Annotated in this window: 16 protein-coding genes and 2 tRNA genes; 10 read left to right on the plus strand and 8 right to left on the minus strand. The window is 68.5% G+C overall.

Annotated elements, in window-relative coordinates:
• Positions 1 to 16 precede the first annotated feature (16 nt).
• On the plus strand, positions 17 to 1561 hold the full coding sequence (locus tag ACTOQ1_RS09895) for a choice-of-anchor I family protein (protein WP_440065966.1): 1545 nt from the start codon (positions 17 to 19) through the stop codon (positions 1559 to 1561).
• 209 nt (positions 1562 to 1770) lie between these two features.
• On the opposite strand, the gene ACTOQ1_RS09900 is transcribed toward ACTOQ1_RS09895, so the two are convergent.
• The 3 genes from ACTOQ1_RS09900 to ACTOQ1_RS09910 all read right to left on the minus strand — a co-directional run bounded on the left by ACTOQ1_RS09900 (position 1771) and on the right by ACTOQ1_RS09910 (position 5797).
• Positions 1771 to 3444: an ATP-binding SpoIIE family protein phosphatase gene (locus tag ACTOQ1_RS09900; protein WP_440065967.1), complete on the minus strand. Its 1674-nt coding sequence runs from the start codon at positions 3442 to 3444 to the stop codon at positions 1771 to 1773.
• A gap of 44 nt (positions 3445 to 3488) precedes the next feature.
• The gene (locus ACTOQ1_RS09905; RefSeq protein ID WP_440065968.1) at positions 3489 to 5075 is read right to left on the minus strand and encodes a phytoene desaturase family protein; all 1587 of its coding nucleotides are present in this window, start codon (positions 5073 to 5075) and stop codon (positions 3489 to 3491) included.
• Between the two features lie 104 nt (positions 5076 to 5179).
• Positions 5180 to 5797, minus strand: a complete 618-nt coding sequence (locus ACTOQ1_RS09910; RefSeq protein WP_440065969.1) for a TetR/AcrR family transcriptional regulator — start codon at positions 5795 to 5797, stop codon at positions 5180 to 5182.
• 86 nt (positions 5798 to 5883) lie between these two features.
• Here ACTOQ1_RS09910 and ACTOQ1_RS09915 point away from each other — a divergent pair, with 86 nt between their 5' ends.
• Positions 5884 to 7185: an FAD-dependent oxidoreductase gene (locus ACTOQ1_RS09915; protein ID WP_440065970.1), complete on the plus strand. Its 1302-nt coding sequence runs from the start codon at positions 5884 to 5886 to the stop codon at positions 7183 to 7185.
• Positions 7186 to 7344: 159 nt separating this feature from the next.
• Here the strand turns inward: ACTOQ1_RS09915 and ACTOQ1_RS09920 are convergent, their stop codons facing one another.
• From ACTOQ1_RS09920 to ACTOQ1_RS09930, 3 genes are all read right to left on the minus strand, one after another.
• Positions 7345 to 7755: a VOC family protein gene (locus tag ACTOQ1_RS09920; protein ID WP_440065971.1), complete on the minus strand. Its 411-nt coding sequence runs from the start codon at positions 7753 to 7755 to the stop codon at positions 7345 to 7347.
• Between the two features lie 81 nt (positions 7756 to 7836).
• Positions 7837 to 8229 carry an AraC family transcriptional regulator gene (locus ACTOQ1_RS09925; protein ID WP_362686783.1) on the minus strand — a complete coding sequence of 131 codons (393 nt, stop codon included), beginning with the start codon at positions 8227 to 8229 and terminating at the stop codon, positions 7837 to 7839.
• A 100-nt stretch (positions 8230 to 8329) separates the two neighbouring features.
• On the minus strand, positions 8330 to 8554 hold the full coding sequence (locus ACTOQ1_RS09930; protein ID WP_440065972.1) for a hypothetical protein: 225 nt from the start codon (positions 8552 to 8554) through the stop codon (positions 8330 to 8332).
• Positions 8555 to 9051: 497 nt separating this feature from the next.
• Between ACTOQ1_RS09930 and ACTOQ1_RS09935 the strand changes: the two genes are divergently transcribed.
• Positions 9052 to 9408: a tyrosine-type recombinase/integrase gene (locus ACTOQ1_RS09935; RefSeq protein WP_440065973.1), complete on the plus strand. Its 357-nt coding sequence runs from the start codon at positions 9052 to 9054 to the stop codon at positions 9406 to 9408.
• Between the two features lie 118 nt (positions 9409 to 9526).
• Here the strand turns inward: ACTOQ1_RS09935 and ACTOQ1_RS09940 are convergent.
• Positions 9527 to 9597: transfer RNA gene (locus ACTOQ1_RS09940), tRNA-Gly, on the minus strand.
• Positions 9598 to 9686: 89 nt separating this feature from the next.
• Between ACTOQ1_RS09940 and ACTOQ1_RS09945 the strand changes: the two genes are divergently transcribed.
• A tRNA-Pro gene (locus ACTOQ1_RS09945) sits at positions 9687 to 9760 on the plus strand.
• A 101-nt stretch (positions 9761 to 9861) separates the two neighbouring features.
• Here the strand turns inward: ACTOQ1_RS09945 and ACTOQ1_RS09950 are convergent.
• Positions 9862 to 10371, minus strand: a complete 510-nt coding sequence (locus ACTOQ1_RS09950) for an ATP-binding protein (protein WP_440065974.1) — start codon at positions 10369 to 10371, stop codon at positions 9862 to 9864.
• A gap of 245 nt (positions 10372 to 10616) precedes the next feature.
• Between ACTOQ1_RS09950 and ACTOQ1_RS09955 the strand changes: the two genes are divergently transcribed.
• The 6 genes from ACTOQ1_RS09955 to ACTOQ1_RS09980 all read left to right on the plus strand — a co-directional run bounded on the left by ACTOQ1_RS09955 (position 10617) and on the right by ACTOQ1_RS09980 (position 19246).
• Positions 10617 to 11483, plus strand: a complete 867-nt coding sequence (locus tag ACTOQ1_RS09955) for a helix-turn-helix domain-containing protein (protein ID WP_440065975.1) — start codon at positions 10617 to 10619, stop codon at positions 11481 to 11483.
• A 209-nt stretch (positions 11484 to 11692) separates the two neighbouring features.
• Positions 11693 to 13078, plus strand: coding sequence for a trigger factor (gene tig / locus ACTOQ1_RS09960; protein ID WP_440065976.1), 1386 nt, complete (start codon positions 11693 to 11695; stop codon positions 13076 to 13078).
• 491 nt (positions 13079 to 13569) lie between these two features.
• On the plus strand, positions 13570 to 14214 hold the full coding sequence (locus ACTOQ1_RS09965; RefSeq protein ID WP_386161284.1) for a ClpP family protease: 645 nt from the start codon (positions 13570 to 13572) through the stop codon (positions 14212 to 14214).
• A gap of 11 nt (positions 14215 to 14225) precedes the next feature.
• Positions 14226 to 14870: an ATP-dependent Clp protease proteolytic subunit gene (locus tag ACTOQ1_RS09970; protein WP_326642780.1), complete on the plus strand. Its 645-nt coding sequence runs from the start codon at positions 14226 to 14228 to the stop codon at positions 14868 to 14870.
• A 192-nt stretch (positions 14871 to 15062) separates the two neighbouring features.
• The gene (gene clpX, locus ACTOQ1_RS09975; RefSeq protein WP_329084422.1) at positions 15063 to 16343 is read left to right on the plus strand and encodes an ATP-dependent Clp protease ATP-binding subunit ClpX; all 1281 of its coding nucleotides are present in this window, start codon (positions 15063 to 15065) and stop codon (positions 16341 to 16343) included.
• Between the two features lie 275 nt (positions 16344 to 16618).
• A complete protein-coding gene (locus ACTOQ1_RS09980; protein WP_440065977.1) occupies positions 16619 to 19246 on the plus strand; it encodes a valine--tRNA ligase in 2628 nt (875 codons plus the stop codon).
• The last annotated feature ends 589 nt before the right edge of the window (positions 19247 to 19835 follow it).

Genomic DNA, 19835 nt, shown 5'->3' on the forward strand with positions numbered 1-19835 from the left:
CGTGAAAATTCGTCTCATGCGCACCACGACTTTCACCCGGGCGGCCGCCGCGGCGGTCACCGGCCTGCTCCTTATGCCCGTCTCCACGGCCCCGGCCGCCGCCGAATCCGGCCCCGGGGGCGTCAAGCTGACCTTCCTCGGTCGTTACACCACCGGTACCGTCGCCGCCGGCGCCTCGGAGATCACCGCGTACGACGCCTCGACCCGCCGGGTCTTCGTGGTGAACGCGCAGGCCGGCACCGTCGACGTGCTCGACATCCGCGACCCGCGCAAGCCGCGCAAGGTCGCCACCCTGGCCACCCCCGGCGCCAACAGCGTCGCGGTGCGCCGCGGCCTGGTCGCCGTGGCCCAGCAGGCCGCGGTCAAGACCGACCCGGGCACCGTCGCCTTCTTCGACGCCCGGAGCGGGCGCAAGCTCAGGCAGGTGACCGTGGGCGCGCTGCCCGACATGCTGACCTTCACCCCGGACGGGCGCCGGGTGGTCGTGGCCAACGAGGGCGAGCCGTCCTCCTACTGCGAGGGTGAGGTGGCCGACCCCGAGGGTTCGGTGAGCGTCGTCGACCTGAAGCGCTGGACGGTGCGGACCGCGGGGTTCGCGAAGTTCGACGCGGAGCGGCTGCGGGCCAGGGGAGTGCGGATCACCGGCCCCGGGGCCACCGCCGCCCGGGACCTGGAGCCGGAGTACGTCACCGTCGAGGGCGACACCGCCTACGTGACCCTCCAGGAGAACAACGCGCTGGCGATCGTCGACCTGGACCGGGCGGCGGTCCGCGACGTCGTCCCGCTGGGGCTGAAGGACTGGTCGAAGACCGGGTTCGACGCCTCGGACAAGGACGGGAAGATCGACATCAGGCCCCGGCCGGTGAAGGGCATGTACCAGCCCGACGCGATCGCGCACTTCCGCGACCGCGGGCGGACCTACCTGGTCACCGCGAACGAGGGCGACGGGCGCGACTGGGACTGCCACGCCGACGAGGTCAGGGTGAAGGACCTGAACCTCGCGCTGCCCGACGCCGCGAACCTCAAGAAGGACACCGAGCTCGGCCGGCTGAACGTGGCCGCCGACTCGCCCAAGGACGCGAGCGGCGCCTACACCGAGCTGCACGCGTTCGGCGCCCGCTCGATCTCGATCAGGTCCACCTCGGGAGCGCTCGTCTGGGACTCCGGCGACCAGCTGGAGCGGCTCGTCGCCAAGGAACTGCCCGAGGCCTTCAACGCCGACAACGAGGAGGACGACTCCTTCGACAGCCGCAGCGACAACAAGGGCCCCGAGCCCGAGGGGGTCACGGTCGGCGAGGTGCGCGGCCGGACCTACGCCTTCGCCGGGCTGGAGCGGGTCGGCGGGATCGTCGCCTACGACCTGGGCGACCCGCGGGCGCCGCGCCTGGCCGGGTACGTCAACACCCGTGACCTCAGCGGCTCCATCGAGGAGGGCACCGCCGGGGACGTCGGTCCCGAGGGCGTGCTGTTCGTCCCCGCCTCCGACAGCCCCACCCGCCGCCCGCTCCTGGTGGTCGGCAACGAGGTCAGTGGTACCACCGCCGTCTACGAGATCCGCTGAACCTCCGCCGGACCCCGCCCCGGCGACCATCCCGGCACGCCCGGCCCCACGCCGCGAGAACCCGCGCGGCGTGGGGCTTCGCCGCGTACGGACTCCGACGAAGCGGGGGCGTTCGATGACGCGTGAGGCGTGAGGCCCTGGCCGTACGGCCGCGATGACGCGTGAGGCGGCACCGCGGCCCGTACGGGTGGCCCGGCAGGGCCGCCGGGTCAGGGCAGCCGCTGCTCGATCCAGACGATCTTGCCCTTCGGGGTGAGGCGGGACCCCCAGCGGTGGGCGAGCCAGTTGATGAGATGCAGGCCGCGGCCGGTGTCGCTGGTGGTGGACGCCTCCCGCATGACCGGCTCGGACGCGGAGCTGTCGGACACCTCGCAGACCAGCGTGGGCCCGCGCAGCAGCCGCAGCTCGACCTCGCCCTGACCGTGCTCGACCGCGTTGGCGACCAGCTCGCTGACCATGAGCTCGGTGTTGTCGCAGAGAGAGGACAGCTCCCACTTGTCGAGCGTGGCCCGGACGAAACGGCGGGCGTGGGAGGCGGAGCGGCGGTCGGAGGGCAGCGACGTCTCGACGAACTCGTTCTCCGTCAGCTCCGACACCCTGGCCAGCAGGAGGGCGATGTCGTCACGCTCGTGCCCGGGCCGCTGGGCGCTGATCGTGAGGTCGCAGACCTCCTCCAGATCATGGTCGGGGCCGGAGAGCAGGCCGCGCAACGCGCCGATCCCCTCCTCGATGTCCCGGTCGCGGCTCTCCACCAGGCCGTCGGTGTAGAAGGCGAGCACGGTCCCGCCGGGAAGCGTGAACTCCCGCATCTCGGCCGGCTCGTTGCCGATGCCCAGGGGGAGCCCCGGCGGCAGTTCCAGCAGCTCGGTCTCGCCGCCGGGCCGCACCAGGATCGGCGGCACGTGCCCGGCGCAGGCCATCGCGCACCGCCGGGTGACCGGATCGTAGGTGGCGTACACGCACGTGGCGATCTGGCTGGCGTCCAGATCCTGGCTCATCAGGTTGAGCCGGAACAGCACGTCGGCCGGGCTCAGGTCCAGGCTGGCCAGCGTGCGCGCGGCCGTGCGGAGCTGGCCCATGGTGGCGGCGGCCCTGATGCCGTGCCCCATCACGTCGCCGACGACGAGGGCGACCCGGCAGCCGGGCAGCGGGATCACGTCGTACCAGTCGCCGCCCACCCCGACCAGGTCGCTGGCCGGCAGGTAGCGGGAGGCGATCGTCAGGCCCAGCGGCTGGGAGAGGTCGACGGGCAGCAGGCTGCTCTGCAGGGTGAGCGCGGTGCGGCGCTCGCGGTTGTAGAGCCGCGCGTTGTCGAGGCAGACGCCGGTCCTGGCCGCCAGCTCCTCGGCCAGGTTGACGTCCTGCTCGTCGAAGGGCTGGCTGGTGGGCCTGCGGGTGAAGATGACGAAGCCCAGCACCCGGCCGCGCGCCTTGAGCGGCACCACCAGGAACGAGCTGTCCTCCAGCACCTTCGACACCGAGTCGCGCTTCCAGAACCGCCCGATCTCCTCGGCGGTCCTGCGTCCCAGGCGGGGGTAGAGGATCGGGTTGCCGGTGGCCATGCACCGGGCGTAGGGGGTCCAGGCCTCGTAGACGGCCACCTCGTCGACGGGGAACGCCCTGGCGTACTCGCCGGGGGAGGGGTCGGCCACGCCGACCGCGATCCGCCGCACCAGCGCCGAGCCGTCGGTGGTCTCCTGGGGGAACTCACCCTCGGTCACCAGCCGGTCCTGGACGAGGATGCCCGCCGCGTCCGCGAAGCGCGGCACGGCGACGTCCATCAGCTCCCTGCCGGTCTCGAACATGTCCAGCGTGCTGCCGATGCGCTTGCTGGCGGCGTTGAGCAGGGACAGCTGCTCGTGCATGGATGCGGGACTGCCCATCCTGAACCCTGGCGTCGCTGGATTCTTGGTGACGAAACGGGACTTCACTCGCTCCACCGGGGTGCGGGAACCGGCGTCCACCAGGTTTCCAGTTCGAGGTCTTCTGCGATGGCGTTGGCGCCGTTGTATCCGGGGGCCGCGGAGACCGAGCCGCCCGGGTGACTGCTGGCGCCGCAGAGGTAGAGGCCGTCGACGGGTGTGCGGTACTGGCCCATCTCGGGGACCGGCCGGTTGCCGCCCAGCTGAGACGGCTCGTAGGCCCCCACGTGGTGGCTGCCGCGCACCATGTTGACGCAGTGCCGCTCGATGTCGAGCGGTGTGAAGACCCGTTTCCCCAGGACGGCGCCACTCGCCAGGTTGGGGGCGTACTCGGCCCACTCGGCGAGCAGCCGCTCCCCGACCTCCTCGCGCCGCGCGTCCCAGCTCGCCGGGTCGCCGCCCAGGTCGTACGGGGCCCACGGCCACCAGAACGCCACGTGTTTGCCGTCCGGCGCGTACGAGGGGTCGAACAAGGAGGGACACGCGCCGTTGCCGGCCAGCCGGTCGGGCAGCAGCCCCTGGTGGATCTGGTCGAAGGTACGGCCGAGCTGCTCGCTGTCGTCGGCGCCGAGCACCACGAGGAAGGCCCGGTCGACGTCGGGCTCGAACTCGGCGGCCCGGTAGCGCGGCGCCTCGTCGAGCGCCAGGTGGAGGGTGACGAGACTGTGCCCGGCCCACTTGTAGCCCTCGACCTTGGCCGCGATCTCCGCGCCGAAGTTCTCCGGGCCCGCCAGCCGCACGGTCTGGGGGGCGTCCACCGCGCTGGCCACGAACCGGCGGGCGGTGAGCACGTCGCCGGTGGCGAGCCGCACCCCGGTGGCCCGCCCGTCGTCGACCAGGATCCGCTCGACGTGGGCGCCGGTGACCACGGTGCCGCCGTGCTCCTCGATGACGGCGCGCAGCGCGCTCGCGACGTTGCCCGCGCCGCCCACGGGCACCCCGAGCCTGGCGATGCGCGACAGCAGCCGGGGGAAGAATCCGCCGGTGCCGGGCACGTTCTCGATGGAGATCGCGTGCAGGAAGGACTTGAACAGCACCCTGACCTGGTCGCTCTCGAAGTTCCTGTCGACGGCCTCGTACAGCGACAGCGGCATGTAGCTCATCATGTCGCGACCGAGGTCGCCCTTGAGACGCTCGGCGAGCACCGGTGGCGGCAGCGGCCTGGAGTACAGGAAGCCGTTCATCAGCTCCCTGGCCGCCTCGGCGTAGCGCTCGTACAGCTCCAGCCAGCGCGCGGCGTCGGCCCTGGAGAACCGGGCGAAGGACTCGGCGGTGCGCTTGGGATCTGTGTAGACCGTGATCGCCCGGCCGTCCCTGAAGACCGTGGCGTGCTGGGTCTCGGGGTAGACGTAGCTCAGGCCGTACCGCTGGAGCTCCAGGTCGGCGGGGACCGGGCCCTCCTCCAGGAAGTGGTAGCTGCTGTGGGTGTTGTGCCGGAACCCGGGCAGCGTGAGCTCCTGGGTACTGCAACCGCCGCCCGCGACGTCGTTGCGCTCGACGACCGCGACCGACAACCCCGCCTTCGCGAGGTAGGCGGCACACGTGAGGCCGTTATGGCCCCCGCCCACGATGACGCCGTCGAACTCCGACACTTTCCCTCCAGGGGGCACTCTGACTGCTGGTATGGAGGATTGTAAAGAATGATCTATATACGAACCTTGTGTTTAACAGAGATTTGTAGATATTTCCAGACGAACTAGGACTTCGCGGCGCCGAGATGGCCGAGCAGCCGCGCCAGTTGCTCCCCGTACCGCTCCCCGAACTCCTCGGACGCCGGGTCCTGCCCGCAGAGCGCGCGGACCAGTTGGGGGAATATCGCCCCGGCGCCGGCCGCGGCGAAGAGCATCAGGAGCAGGCAGGCGGGGTCCAGGTCGCCGGGGAACTCCCCCTCCGCCTGTCGCCTGCGCAGGTCCTCGACGTCGCTCCGCATTCGCTGGATCAGCGAGGGGTCCTCCTCGCCGTCGTCCTGCAGCCCGCCCCAGATGAGGATCCTGGTGAGGTCGCGCTCGCGCACGGTCCCGGTGACGTAGCCGCGGATCAGTTCGGGCAGCGACGGCGGCGGTGACGTCCCGGCGAAGGCGCCCTCCTTGCTCTGCCACTCCGCCGTGAGCGCCTTGAGCAGCCCTTCCTTCCCGCCGAAGTAGTAGGAGATGAGCTGCTTGTTCACCCCGGCCCTGGCGGCTATCTCGCTCACCCTCGTCCCGGCGAATCCCTTGGCGGAGAACTCGGCCTTGGCCGCCTCGACGATGCGCCTCCTGGTGCGCTCGGGATCACGCCTGCGCTCCGCGGGGGCGCGGCGAGGGGTTTTGTCCATGCCTCACGGTAACACCGGCCAACCAACGGGATGAATCTATCATCCGTGTGATTGATAAATTCATCCATCTGGATGATAGTGGTGCCATGACGAATTCGAGAGTTGCCGTCGTCGGAGGCGGGATCGGCGGCCTCTGCCTGGCGCAGGGGCTGCGCGGCGCGGGCGTCGACGTGACGGTCTACGAGCGCGACCGCACCCCCTCCGACCGGCTCCAGGGCTACCGCGTCCACATCGACCCCGACGGCTCCCGGGCCCTGCGCGACTGCCTGCCACCCGAGCTGTGGGAGGCGTTCCTGGCGACCTCCGGCCGCGGCGCCCAGGACTTCCGCTTCCTCAGCCACCGGATGCGGCCGCTGCTGACTTTGGAGAGCCGGCCCGTGGCCGACCCGGTGGACGCCCACCATTCGGTCAGCCGGATCACCCTGCGGCAGGTCCTGCTGTCCGGGCTCGACGGGCCCTCCGGCGTCGTCCGGTTCGGCAAGACCTTCGAGAGCTACAGCCGCGCCCCCGCCGACCCCGGCGGCACCGTCACCCTGCGCTTCGCCGACGGCACCACCGAGACCGCCGACATCGTGGTCGCCGCCGACGGCGGCAACTCCCGCGTCAGGCACCGGTACCTGCCGCACGCGCGGCGCGTCGACACCGGCATCGTCACGGTCGCGGGCAAGTTCCCGCTCACCGCCGCCACCCGGGCCCTGGTCGATCCCGCCCTGTACGAGGCCGTCAACATGATCATCCCGCCGAGGGGCCTCGGCATGTTCACCGCGCCGCACGACCTCGGAGGCGCCGGAAACGCCGGAAGCACGGTCCTGCCGTCGGGGATCGGCAGGACCGAGCGGGAGGGCGCCCTGTTCGACAACACCGGCGCCTACGTCATGTGGGCCTTCGGCGCCGCGACCGGCCGCTTTCCCGGCGACCTCGCCGTGATGGACGGTGAGCGGCTCAGGGACACCGTGGCCCGGATGATCACCGGCTGGCACCCGGACCTGCGCGCGCTGGTCACCACCTCCGACCCCGCCACCGTCTCGCTGCTGCCGATCCGCACCTCGGTGCCGATCGGCCCCTGGCCCGCCACGAACATCACCCTGCTCGGCGACGCGATCCACAGCATGACCCCGATGCGGGGCATCGGTGCCAACGTCGCCCTGCGCGACGCCCGATCACTCTGCCGGGCCCTCACCGGCGCCCTCGGCGGCGGAGGCGACCCCGTCGCGGCCATCGCCGCCTATGAGGCGGAGATGCGCGAGTACGGTTTCGCGGCCGTGCGCGACTCCCTCAGGGCGGCACGGCAGTTCGTGGACGAGAACCCGGTGGCCCGGGTCGGCTTCAGGACCTTCCTGCGCACCGCCCAGCGCCTCCCGGCCCTGAGGCACAGGGCCTTCTCGTGAGACGGGACGGCCTTCGCCCGACCCGTCCCGCCCCCGTTCACGCCATGGCCGGACCGCGGCCCGCGTCCGCGGGCAGGACGCCACCGGCCAGGCCCGGCCGGTCACGCCGGTGCCGGCCGCCGCTGACGGCCGGACCGGCGGACCTCACCGGTCACGGCGCTAGGCCTTCAGCTGGGTGAAGCGGAGGTGGTTGCCGAAGGGGTCACGGAGGCCGCAGTCGATTCCGTACGGGCGCTCGGTGGGCTCCTCGGTGAACTCGACGCCCCGGCCCCGCAGCGTCTCGTACGTCTTGTGGCAGTCGTCCGTGCTGAAGATGAGATGGCCGCCCATCGCACCCTTGGTCACCAGCTCGCGAACCTGCTGCGCCGTCTCCGCGGACATCGTCGGACCCCCCGGCTTCTCCAGCAGGATCTGGCGCTCCGGGTGGCCGGGGACGCTGACGGTCAGCCAGCGCATGAAGCCCATGTCGACGTCGGCGTTGACCTCCAGGCCAAGCTTGCCCACATAGAAGTCGAGGGCCTCGTCCTGGTCGAGGACGTATATCTGCGAGTGCGTGATGGCGTTGAACATGCGAATCACGCTACTGGGCAGGCCGGAGGGAAACTTATCCGAAACTGCTGAGTTGGCGGAGGACACGGGCAGGGCGGGCGGTCAGCCGTTCGGCCGCGTCCACGCCATCGTGAAGCACGTCGGCACGCCCACGGCCGTCGCCTCCTTGCGGTACGTCCTCGGCGACCGGCCGACGATGTCGCGGAACGTGCGGCTGAAGGTTCCCGGGCTGCCGAAGCCGACCTGGAAGCAGATGTCCGTCACGCTGCGGTCGGTGTCCCGCAACAGGGACATCGCACGCTCGACCCGGCGGCGCTGCAGGTAGCGGTGCGGCGTCTCGCCGAACGTGGCCCGGAAGGTGCGCGTGAAGTGCGCCTCCGACACATGGGCGATCCGGGCCAGGGCCGGAACGTCCAGCGGCTGCGCGTAGGCGCGGTCCATCGCGTCCCGTGCCCGGAGCATGCGGCGGTTGGTCTCTTCGACGGCGCGGCTCACGACGCCATCACATCACGGTTCCCGCCGTCCGTGACGGCTCCGGTGCCCGGTCCGCCCGGCCGGTGCTCGTCCCCGGTCGTACCGGCACGCGAGTGGCACGTCACCTACGACTCTTGATCGCTGTCTCAATACGTAGCCCGATTCCGACGGTCGCGAAGATGAGCGCTCCAAGGAGGGCGTTGGTGGTGAGCTCTTCTTCGATGATGAAGCCGAGGACGGGAACCGCTGCGCTCAGGGCAAGAGCTGCGTTCCCCCACCCGTCCACTGGTCGGGTGCCCTCAGTTGTCTTCCCCTGACGTGCGACAGGATCTTCTTTTTCACTCATGCGCTGAGCCTTCCATGGTGTGTGAGGCCGGCAAAGGGATGGACCATGCGTACGCACGCCCCTTCTCGCCGGATCTTCCCGTCTGCCTCGTCCCACCCCGGAGGGGCAACGGCTCGGGGGCGGAGGATCAAGGTCGTCTTCGCGTGTACGCCGGCCGGTAGACGTTCCTCGGCCATGGGACGCCAACGGTCACAGACGGCCTCGATCCGCAGGAGCCGAGATGTTGGGCTCGCCTGGGACGTGGCAGACGGGAAGATCAGGCTCACCCCGACACTTACGCCCTGATGTCGGAACGTCGATCATCCCGGAGCCGAGGCCCCCGCCGGAGGCAGTTCTTGGCAGGACATGGAGGCGGGGAGCACAATCAGGGGCATGCTCACATGGATGTTCGCGCCGCTCGCGCTCGCAACCATGTTCTGGAATCTTGAGCAGAGAGCACGTAGGCGCCAGACCAAGACACCGTACGGTGTATTTGGCCTGTTCGGCTGGGCCGCCGGGTGGTCTCCATCCCCGAAGAGATCATTCCGGCGTTGCGGGCGCACCTGGACGAGTTCGCGGAGCCGGGGGAGAACGGGCATGTCTTCATCGGGCCGAAGGGGAGATTGCTGCGGCGTTCGGGATTCCGCCGGATCTGGAACAAGGTCCGCAAGGATGTCGGGCTCCCCGTCCTCCGCTTTCGCGACCTTCGGCACGAAGGTAACACTTTGGCTGCGGCCAACGGGGCGAGCCTCGAAGAGCTGATGTCCCGCATGGGGCACGCCTCCGCGCGGGCGGCGCTCATCTACCAACACGCGAGCAGAGACCGGGACAAAGTCATCGCTGCGGCGCTGGGCAAGGCGCTGACGGTGGCATAGGAAAAAGAAAAAAAGAAAGTTAGTGGCACGCAGGTGGCGCGGAAGCTCGATACGAGCGTGTGAAATCCAAAAGGCCAGGTCAACCATATGCTGGTTGACCTGGCCTTTCGCCATTCTGAGCGGACGACGGGAATCGAACCCGCGTAGCCAGTTTGGAAGACTGGGGCTCTACCATTGAGCTACGTCCGCGCGAGCCGGCGTCAGTCTGGTCTAGACTTCATCCGTTCGTCAGGGCGTAAGCGTACCGGAGTTCCGGAGCATGCGCGCACTCGACGTACCGGGGTGTGGCGCAGTTTGGTAGCGCACCTGCTTTGGGAGCAGGGGGCCGCAGGTTCAAATCCTGTCACCCCGACGTGTGCCGGGCATCGGTTCCGACCGATGCCCGGTTCTTCGTGTACGAGGTCAAGAGCTCTTCGCCGCGTGGGACCCACGGGCGGCGGGGGCGGAGGAAGGTCAGCGACGGGGGCTGAAGAAGGCCCAGACGGCCTTGCCGCCGCAGTTGAGATGGTCCCAGCCCCACCCCTGGCTGTAGGTCTCCACGATGTAGAGGCCCCGGCCGTTCTCCGAGACGAAGTCCGGCTCCTTGGGGGTCGGAATCTCGTCGCTCGGGTCGGTCACGGCCAGGAGCACATGGGGGGAGAGGTGCACCAGGACGAGCGTGATCGGAGTGATCTCCGTCTGGGTGGGCGGACACAGCGCGTAACGGACCGCGTTGGTGACCAGTTCCGAAACCACTAGCGCTGCGTCATCGCTGAGCTCCGCCAGTCCCCAGTCGTGGAGCGTCGAGCGTGTCACGTCCCGGGCGGTCTTCACCGAGTCGGCCTGGCTGGGCAGGGGGCACGCGGTCGCGCCGGAGTGGTTGGCCCCCAGTAGCTCGTCAAAGCTCACCTGGCGGGTCGCCTGCAGGTAGTCGGCAGCCGATTTTGGCTCCTCCACCATCCTGCCGGTACCTCCCGCTGTCATCGTGAGTCTCCGTACCACTTGAGAGTTTTCAGAGCTTGTGCACCATAAGCCCAATATGCACTAGGCCATCATGGGTCACCGGAACGTCTGCTGCAAGACCCAAATGCACGTGCAGTTGCAGTGTGCAGCCGCATGGGCGGTTAAGGGGGCGACTTGGCGAATCGGGCAGGGAGTTGAGACCTTGTCATAGCGGCCGGAAGTAGTGACACTGTGTGCGCTGGCCCAAGTACACAGAGGGAGGCGAAGTGACGCAGGTTCAACCGGGATCGGGTCCCACAGCTCTGCGTATCCTCTTAGGCTCCCAACTGCGTCGCCTGCGCGAGGCCAAGGGGCTCTCGCGCGAGGAGGCGGGCCATCTGATCCGCGGATCCGAGTCCAAGATCAGCAGGATGGAGCTCGGCCGGGTCGGCCTGAGGGAACGCGATGTGGCGGACCTGCTCACCTTCTACGGGGTGGAGGACGAGCACGCCCGGTCGGCGATCATGGACCTGCTGCTGCGGGCCAACGAGCCCGGCTGGTGGCACCGCTTCAACGACCTGCTGCCCTCGTGGTTCCAGACGTACGTCGGCCTCGAGGAGGCGGCCTCCCGGATCCGCACCTACGAGGTGCAGTTCGTGCCCGGCCTGCTGCAGACCAAGGAGTACGCCAGGGCGGTCATCACCGCGGGGAGCGCCGGCATCGCGCCGGAGGAGATCGCCCGCCGCGTCGACCTGCGGATGCAGCGCCAGCAGGTGCTCGGGCGGCCCGACGGCCCGTTCTTCTGGGCCGTCATCGACGAGGCCGCGCTACGGCGTCCCATCGGCGGCGCGGACGTCATGCGAGCCCAGCTGGAGCACCTGCTCGACCTCATGCGGCAGCCGAACATCACCATCCAGGTCATGCCCTTCAGCTTCGGCGGCCACAGCGCGGAGGGCGGGGCCTTCAGCGTGCTCCGCTTCAACGACCGTGAGCTCCCCGACGTCGTCTACGTCGAGCAACTGGCCAGTGCCCTCTACCTGGACAAGCGCGAGGACGTCGACCGCTACAGCGAGGTCATGGAGCGGTTGTGCGCGGTCAGCACCACGCCCGGGGAGACGAATGACATCCTGAGGCGGATCATCAAGGAGGACTGAGCGGCCATTGGTCGCTCGATGGTGCCGCTCTGCCCTAGACTGGCCAGCGGCGCTGAACACCCGCCGCTGTGGAGCATGCCCTGATCTCGTGTGTCTCGACGGCTGTGCCAGGTGCCGCTCATGTGGGCGCGGCGCGCGAGCTTGCCGCGGTAGCCGTTACGACTTGACGCGCCCGCGATCACTCAAAGCTTGATCAAGGAGACGACCCCGTGAAGACCGCTGTGGAGGAGCTCAGCCCGACCCGGGTGAGGCTTACCGTCGAGGTGCCGTTCGAGGAGCTCGGCGAGAGCCTGCAGGCGGCGTACAAGAAGGTCGCGCAGCAGGTGCGCGTCCCCGGGTTCCGCCCCGGCAAGGTTCCGGCCCGCATCATCGAGCAGCGGTTCGGCCGCGCCGTGGTGCTGGAGGAGACCCTCAACGACGCGGTGCCCAAGCTGTACGGCCGGGCCGTCGACGAGAGCGAGATCTTCCCGGTGAGCCAGCCGGAGATCGAGGTCACCAAGATCGAGGACGGCCAGCAGGTCGAGTTCACCGCCGAGGTGGACGTCCGCCCCGGCTTCGACGTCCCCGACTACCAGGGCATCGAGGTGACCGTCCCGGTCTCCGAGGTCTCCGACAAGGACATCGACGAGCAGCTGGACGGCCTGCGCCAGCGCTTCGCCACCCTGACCGGCGTCGAGCGCCCCGCGGCCTCCGGCGACTTCGTCGTCATGGACCTGGCCGCCGCGATCGACGGCGTCAACATCGAGGAGCAGCAGGCCAACGACGTCTCGTACGAGGTCGGCGCCGGCTCGGTGCTGCAGGGCCTGGACGACGCCCTGGTCGGCCTGTCCGCGGGTGAGACCAAGGAGTTCACCACCAACCTGGTCGGCGGCGAGAACGCCGGCGAGGAGGCTGTGGTCACCATCACCGTCAAGAGTGTCAAGGAGAAGGTCCTCCCCGAGCTGGACGACGAGTTCGCCCAGCTCGCCAGCGAGTTCGACACCCTTGACGAGCTCAAGGCGAGCATCAGCGAGACGGCCCGCCGCAACAAGCTGATCGACCAGGTCGTCCAGGCTCGAGAGAACGCCCTCGACGCCCTGCTCGACAAGATCGACATCCCGCTGCCCGAGAGCGCGCTCAAGGCCGAGGTCGACAACCGCAAGCACAACCTCGAGCACCAGATCGCCGACAGTGGCCTGAGCAAGGAGGCGTACTTCCGCCTCTACCAGACCACCGAGGAGGAGCGCCTCGCGGAGTTCGACGAGAGCGCCGCCAAGGCCCTCAAGACGGGCTTCGTCCTTGACAAGATCGTCAAGAGCGAGGACCTCGGCGTCAGCGAGCAGGAGCTGACCAACTTCGTGGTGCGCCGCGCCATGCAGATGAACGTCGCGCCCAACACGCTCGCCCAGCACCTGGCCGACAACGACCAGCTCACGCTGGCCATGGTCGAAATCGTCCGTGACAAGGCCAAGAGCGTCATCGGCGACGCCGCCAAGGTGGTCGACGAGGCCGGCAACGAGGTCGACCTCAAGGCCATCTACACCGAGATCAACGGCGAGGAGGCCTCCGACACCGACGAGGCCGCCCAGGCCGACGAGGTCGAGGCCGCCAAGTAGTTCCCTGCGGAGTGGAGGCGCCGGGCCCGCCCGGCGCCTCCACCGCCCGATGCCCCCGCCGCGTTCCGCGCGACGGGGGTGTCTTCGTCTGACGGGTGGCGAGAGCGCCCTCGTCTTCCGCGTGGTGAGCGTGCCGCAGAGCGGTGCCTGGGGGTCTCCGGCCTCCCTCCCTGCCTCTCATCCCCTGAGGGACCTCGCGGGCTCCTGGGCCCTCTGAGAGCCGTCGGTCCCCCTCTCCGGAGGCGGTGCCGCCGTACGGCTCTCCTCCGCGGCCCCCGCTTCCACCCCCCGCGCGGACGCGACACGCCGTACGGGCTCTGGCTTCGGAGCCTCCACCCGGGTACGCGACAGGGGGTTCCGGACGTGGTGGGAAGGCGGCGGGCAGCATGCGCCGTCAGCGAACAGTGCGTTGAGGAGGCATGTCCGGTAGGTGACGCGCGTTAAGGTCACAAGCAAAGCCAATCGATTACGACGCATCGGAAGGTGACGCTGTGACCAGCCCGCCGACCTTCTACCAGCCGACCGGCTCCGGGCCCGAGTCGATGAGCCAGCCGAACGGCTCGTTCAGGCTCGAAGACCAGCTCTACCAGCGGCTGCTGCGTGAGCGCATCATCGTGCTGGGCACCCAGGTCAACGACGAGATCGCCAACCGGATCTGCGCCGAGCTGCTCCTGCTCGCCGCGGACGACTCGGAGCGCGATATCTGGCTCTACATCAACTCGCCAGGCGGTTCCGTAACCGCTGGTATGGCGATTTACGACATGATGGAATACGTCCCTAACGATGTGTGCACCGTCGCGATGGGTCTGGCCGCTTCCATGGGCCAGTTCCTCCTCTGCGCCGGCGAGCGGGGCAAGCGATACGCCCTGCCGCACGCCCGCATCATGATGCACCAGCCTTCCGGTGGCATCGGCGGCACCGCCGCCGACATCGCCATCCAGGCGGAGCAGATGCTCTACGTCAAGAAGACCCTCGCCGAGCGCATCGCGTTCCACACCGGTCAGAACATCGAGCAGATCGAGGCCGACTCCGACCGGGACCGCTGGTTCACGGCCGAGGAGGCCAAGAACTACGGCTTCATCGACCAGGTCGTGCGCAGCGCTCGACAGGTGCCCTCCACGGGCGCCGTCTCCTGAAGGGGCACAAGGTGAGTGAGTTGATCCGGCCGGGAGACATCAACGGCCGCTACGTTCTTCCGTCCTTCACCGAGCGCACGTCCTACGGCATGCGGGAGATGAACCCGTACGCCAAGCTCTTCGAGGACCGCATCATCTTCCTCGGCGTGCAGGTGGACGACGCGTCAGCCAACGACGTCATGGCGCAGTTGCTGACGCTGGAGTCGCTCGACCCCGACCGCGACATCAGCATCTACATCAACTCGCCGGGCGGTTCCTTCACCGCCATGACGGCGATCTACGACACGATGCAGTTCGTCCGGCCGGAGATCCAGACGGTCTGCCTGGGCCAGGCGGCCTCGGCGGCGGCGGTCCTGCTGGCCGGCGGCACGCCGGGCAAGCGCTTCGCCCTGCCGAACGCCCGCATGCTGATCCACCAGCCGTCCACCGAGGGTGGCGGCCAGGGAAGCGACATCGAGATCCAGGCACGCGAGATCCTCAGGATGCGCGCGCAGATGGAGACGATCATCGCTCAGCACTCGGGCAGGGCACCGGAGGCGGTCCGCAAGGACATCGAGCGGGACAAGATCCTTGACGCCGTCGAGGCCAAGGAGTACGGACTGATCGACGACATCATTCCGTCCCGCAAGAAACTCGCGAAGGCCGTAGCCTCCTAACGAGGCATATCGCACCGGAACCGTGCCGAATCAGGCACGTTCCGGTGCGACTCGCCGCTAGGGGGCTCACTGAGGGCTCAGAAGACGGTAACGTCGAAACCTAAGCGGGATGACTTTTCGATCGGGTATCGGGCCGGTCGGAAGAAACGGACCGCGGCAGCCAGGGCGGTCCCACGCAAAGGAGTATCTGGGGTGGCACGCATCGGCGACGGGGGAGACCTGCTGAAGTGTTCTTTCTGTGGAAAGAGCCAGAAGCAAGTCAAGAAGCTCATCGCCGGACCCGGCGTATACATCTGCGACGAGTGCATCGACCTCTGCAACGAGATCATCGAGGAGGAGCTCAGCGAGTCCTCTGAGCTCAAATGGGACAGCCTTCCCAAGCCGAGGGAGATCTACGAATTCCTCGACGCCTACGTCATCGGTCAGGACCAGGCGAAGAAGGCTCTCTCCGTGGCGGTCTACAACCACTACAAGCGGGTGCAGTCCGGCGAGCGCGGACGTGACGACGGCATCGAGCTGTCCAAGTCCAACATCCTGCTCCTGGGCCCCACCGGTTCCGGCAAGACACTGCTCGCCCAGACGTTGGCGAAGATGTTGAACGTTCCGTTCGCCATCGCCGACGCCACCGCCCTGACGGAGGCGGGCTACGTGGGCGAGGACGTCGAGAACATACTGCTCAAGCTGATCCAGGCCGCCGACTACGACGTCAAGAAGGCCGAGACCGGCATCATCTACATCGACGAGGTCGACAAGATCGCCCGCAAGAGCGAGAACCCGTCGATCACCAGGGACGTCTCCGGCGAGGGCGTGCAGCAGGCCCTGCTGAAGATCCTGGAGGGCACGACCGCGAGCGTTCCGCCGCAAGGGGGCCGCAAGCACCCGCACCAGGAGTTCATCCAGATCGACACCACCAACGTGCTGTTCATCTGCGGTGGGGCCTTCGCCGGTCTCGAGAAGATCATCGAGTCCCGGGTCGGCCGCAAGGGGATCGGTTTCAACGCGATCATCCGCTCCAAGGAAGACATCGACGGCGCCGACATCTTCGAGAACGTCATGCCCGAGGACCTGCTGAAGTTCGGCATGATCCCCGAGTTCGTCGGCCGGCTCCCGGTCATCACGAGCGTCCACAACCTCGACCGTGAGGCGCTCATCCAGATCCTCACCGAGCCGCGCAACGCCCTCGTCAAGCAGTACCGCCGTCTGTTCGAGCTGGACAACGTCGAACTCGAGTTCACCGACGACGCGCTGGAGGCCATCGCCGACCAGGCGATCCTGCGCGGCACCGGCGCCCGCGGCCTGCGGGCGATCCTGGAGGAGGTCCTCCTCTCGGTGATGTACGAGGTGCCGTCGCGGCAGGACGTGGCACGTGTGGTCATCACCCGTGAGTCGGTTCTGGAGCACGTCAACCCCACGCTCGTCCCGCGCGACCAGCTCAACAAGCAGCAGCGGCCGCCGCGCGAGAAGTCGGCCTAGAAAGCCCGCGCGAACCCTCCTGGTTCGCACGATCGGCGCCCCCCACGGGTCCTCCCGCGGGGGGCGCCGCCGTTTTCGGCTGTCTCCGGTTCCTGCCAGTGGCATACCCGCGGCCGGCCGGTGCCCTCGCCGCCCCCCCCGCCCGGCGTCCGCCGGTATCCACCCGTGTCCATCCGTGTTCGCCGGTACTCGCCAGTAATCGCCGGTGTTCGCCGGTGTTCGGCGGTGAGGATCATCTCGCTCATCGGTAGAAGCCAGGGGGAGAAACGGTCCGTATGGCGGTCCGTGGGACAGGGGGCACGCGGACATCCCTAGACTTGGGCATCGTGACGACGCCAGAGCTGCCCACCCAGTACGCACCCGCCGACGTGGAGACCCGGAGCTACGAGCGCTGGGTATCGGAGGGACACTTCACCGCCGACCCGAGCAGCGAGCGCGAGCCGTACAGCATCGTCCTGCCCCCGCCGAACGTGACCGGTGTCTTGCACATCGGCCACGCCCTCGACCACTCCATCCAGGACGCGCTGACCCGCCGTGCCCGCATGCGCGGCCAGGAGACGCTCTGGCTGCCCGGCATGGACCACGCCGGCATAGCCACCCAGAACGTCGTCGAGCGCGAGATCGCCAAGGACGGCCTGTCCCGGCACGACCTCGGCCGCGAGGCGTTCGTCGAGCGCGTCTGGCAGTGGAAGGAGGAGTCCGGAGGCCGGATCCTCGGCCAGATGAAGAAGCTCGGCGACGGTGTCGACTGGTCGCGGGAACGTTTCACCATGGACCCGGGCCTCTCCCGGGCCGTCCAGACGATCTTCAAGAAGCTCTTTGACGACGGGCTCATCTACCGCGCCGAGCGCATCATCAACTGGTGCCCGCGCTGCCTTACCGCGCTGTCGGACATCGAGGTCGAGCACAGCGAGGACGAGGGTGAGCTCGTCTCGATCCGCTACGGCGACGGCGACGACTCCATCGTGGTCGCGACCACCCGGGCCGAGACGATGCTCGGCGACACCGCCGTGGCCGTGCACCCCTCCGACGAGCGCTACGCGCACCTGATCGGCCGCGAGGTGGAGCTGCCGCTCACCGGGCGCCGCATCCCGATCGTCGCCGACGAGCACGTCGACCCCTCCTTCGGCACCGGGGCGGTCAAGGTCACCCCGGCGCACGATCCGAACGACTTCGAGATCGGGCGGCGCCACTCGCTGCCGTCCATGACGATCATGGATGAGCGGGGAGTGGTCACCGCGCACGGCCCGTTCCAGGGGCTCGACCGTTTCGAGGCCAGGCCCGCTGTGGTGGCCGCGCTCCGCGCGGAGGGCCGGATCGTCGCGGAGAAGCGTCCCTACCTCCACTCGGTCGGGCACTGCTCGCGCTGCAAGACCGTGGTCGAGCCCCGGCTCTCGCTCCAGTGGTTCGTCAACGTCTCTCCCCTGGCGAAGGCGGCGGGCGACGCGGTCCGCGACGGCCGGACGAAGATCCACCCGCCGGAGCTGGCCAAGCGCTACTTCGACTGGGTCGACGACATGCACGACTGGTGCATCTCCCGGCAGCTGTGGTGGGGACACCGCATTCCTGTCTGGTACGGCCCCGACGGAGAGGTCGTCTGCGTCGGCCCCGACGAGCAGGCGCCCGAGGGCTACGTCCAGGACCCCGACGTCCTCGACACCTGGTTCTCCTCGGGGCTCTGGCCGTTCTCCACCCTCGGCTGGCCGGACAAGACGCCGGAGCTGGCCAAGTTCTACCCGACCTCCGTCCTGGTGACCGGCTACGACATCCTGTTCTTCTGGGTGGCCCGGATGATGATGTTCGGCATCTACGCCATGGACGGCGAGCCGCCGTTCAGGACCGTGGCGCTGCACGGCATGGTCCGTGACCAGTACGGCAAGAAGATGTCGAAGTCGTTCGGCAACGTCGTCGACCCGCTCGACTGGGTCGAGCGCTTCGGTGCCGACGCCACCCGCTTCACGCTGCTGCGCGGCGCCAACCCCGGCTCCGATGTGGCGATCAGCGAGGAATGGGCCGGAGGCTCACGCAACTTCTGCAACAAGATCTGGAACGCCACCCGCTTCGCGCTGATGAACGGCGCCGTGACGGGCGAGCTCCCCACCGAGGAGCTGACCGCCGCGGACCGCTGGATCCTCTCCCGGCTCCAGGAGATCGTCGCGTCGGTGGACACCGCCTTCGAAAGCTTCGAGTTCGCCAAGATCTCGGACCTGCTCTATCACTTCGCCTGGGACGAGGTCTGCGACTGGTACGTGGAACTCGCCAAGATCCAGATCGCTTCCGGCCAGGAGCACACCCGGCTCGTGCTGGGCCACGTCTTCGACTCGCTGCTTCGCCTGCTCCACCCCCTGGTGCCGTTCGTCACCGAGGAACTGTGGCGTGCGGTCACCGGGCGCGAGTCGATCGTGGTCGCTCCCTGGCCGACGGTCCAGGAGTCGCTGCGCGATCCCTCGGCGGAGGAGGAAGTCCTCGCCATGCAGGGACTGATCACCGAGGTGCGTAGGTTCCGTTCCGACCAGGGCCTCAAGCCGGGCCAGCGGGTCGCCGCACGGCTTTCACTCGCCGGTACGGCACTCGCCTCCCACGAAGGGGCGATCCGGTCGCTGCTCCGGCTCGACCAGCCGTCCGAGTCGTTCGCCGCGACCGCCAGCCTCGACGTGGGCGGCATCGCCGTGGAGATCGACACGGCCGGGACGATCGACGTGGCCGCCGAGCGCAAGCGCCTGGAGAAGGATCTCGCGGTGGCGCGCAAGGAGGCGGCCCAGGTCGCGGCCAAGCTCGGCAACGAGCAGTTCATGGCCAAGGCGCCCGACGACGTGGTGACCAAGGTGCGCTTCCGGGCGACACAGGCTGACCAGGACATCGAACGGTTGCTCGCCCAGCTGGCGTCGCTGCCGGCCGGCTGACTTCTGGCCTGACCGCCTCCCGGCAGTGCGAGCCGGTGACAGGGCTTGTCCCGACAGGTCGTGAGCCGGGCGGGGACTTTGCCCCCACAGGCAGGGACCCGGTCTGAGCAGCGGGAAGAGGACGGCTCCGGACCGGTGGCCGCTTTGACGAGAACCCAGGGTTTCTTGACCCTGGGTTCTCGTGTTTGAGGGCTGGCGTCCCAGGGAAGACCTAGTTCTTACCGGGAAGTTGGTCATCGCAGCCCTGGGGGACTGCTAGAGTTCTTTATGCAGGGCAGCGTCCTGCAGCTCCCTTCCAAAAATCCCGGCAAATCGGGCGTGTCCGTACGATTGGACAACGACCGGATGTTGGAGTAAGTTAGAGGGGTTGCCCTGGAAACGGGGTAGTCGCAATCCTAGCGGGTTCGGCGGGATCGAGTCGAGAGTCGGAAATCCGACAGTTTGACACGAAACCGGCACTCCCGATAAGATAGTGACACGAAATGGAACGCCCCGGAGTTCTGCCGGACCACTTGGTCGGGTCAGGGTGATGGTGTACGCGTCCGTTTCTTGAGAACTCAACAGTGTGTTAAAAGCCAGTGCATGAAGC

Origin of the sequence: Streptosporangium sp. OZ121 (genome assembly GCF_051918885.1) — a bacterium.
GTDB lineage: Bacteria > Actinomycetota > Actinomycetes > Streptosporangiales > Streptosporangiaceae > Streptosporangium.

Bases quoted from the DNA above. Each gene is read 5' to 3' on its own strand.
- ACTOQ1_RS09895 (WP_440065966.1), top strand. From the start codon at position 17: ATGCGCACCACGACTTTCACCCGGGCGGCCGCCGCGGCGGTCACCGGC.
- ACTOQ1_RS09930 (WP_440065972.1), bottom strand. From the start codon at position 8,554: ATGAGTGAAAAAGAAGATCCTGTCGCACGTCAGGGGAAGACAACTGAG.
- ACTOQ1_RS09950 (WP_440065974.1), bottom strand. From the start codon at position 10,371: ATGACAGCGGGAGGTACCGGCAGGATGGTGGAGGAGCCAAAATCGGCT.
- ACTOQ1_RS09920 (WP_440065971.1), bottom strand. From the start codon at position 7,755: ATGTTCAACGCCATCACGCACTCGCAGATATACGTCCTCGACCAGGAC.
- ACTOQ1_RS09900 (WP_440065967.1), bottom strand. From the start codon at position 3,444: ATGGGCAGTCCCGCATCCATGCACGAGCAGCTGTCCCTGCTCAACGCC.
- ACTOQ1_RS09910 (WP_440065969.1), bottom strand. From the start codon at position 5,797: ATGGACAAAACCCCTCGCCGCGCCCCCGCGGAGCGCAGGCGTGATCCC.
- ACTOQ1_RS09915 (WP_440065970.1), top strand. From the start codon at position 5,884: ATGACGAATTCGAGAGTTGCCGTCGTCGGAGGCGGGATCGGCGGCCTC.
- ACTOQ1_RS09980 (WP_440065977.1), top strand. From the start codon at position 16,619: ATGGCGGTCCGTGGGACAGGGGGCACGCGGACATCCCTAGACTTGGGC.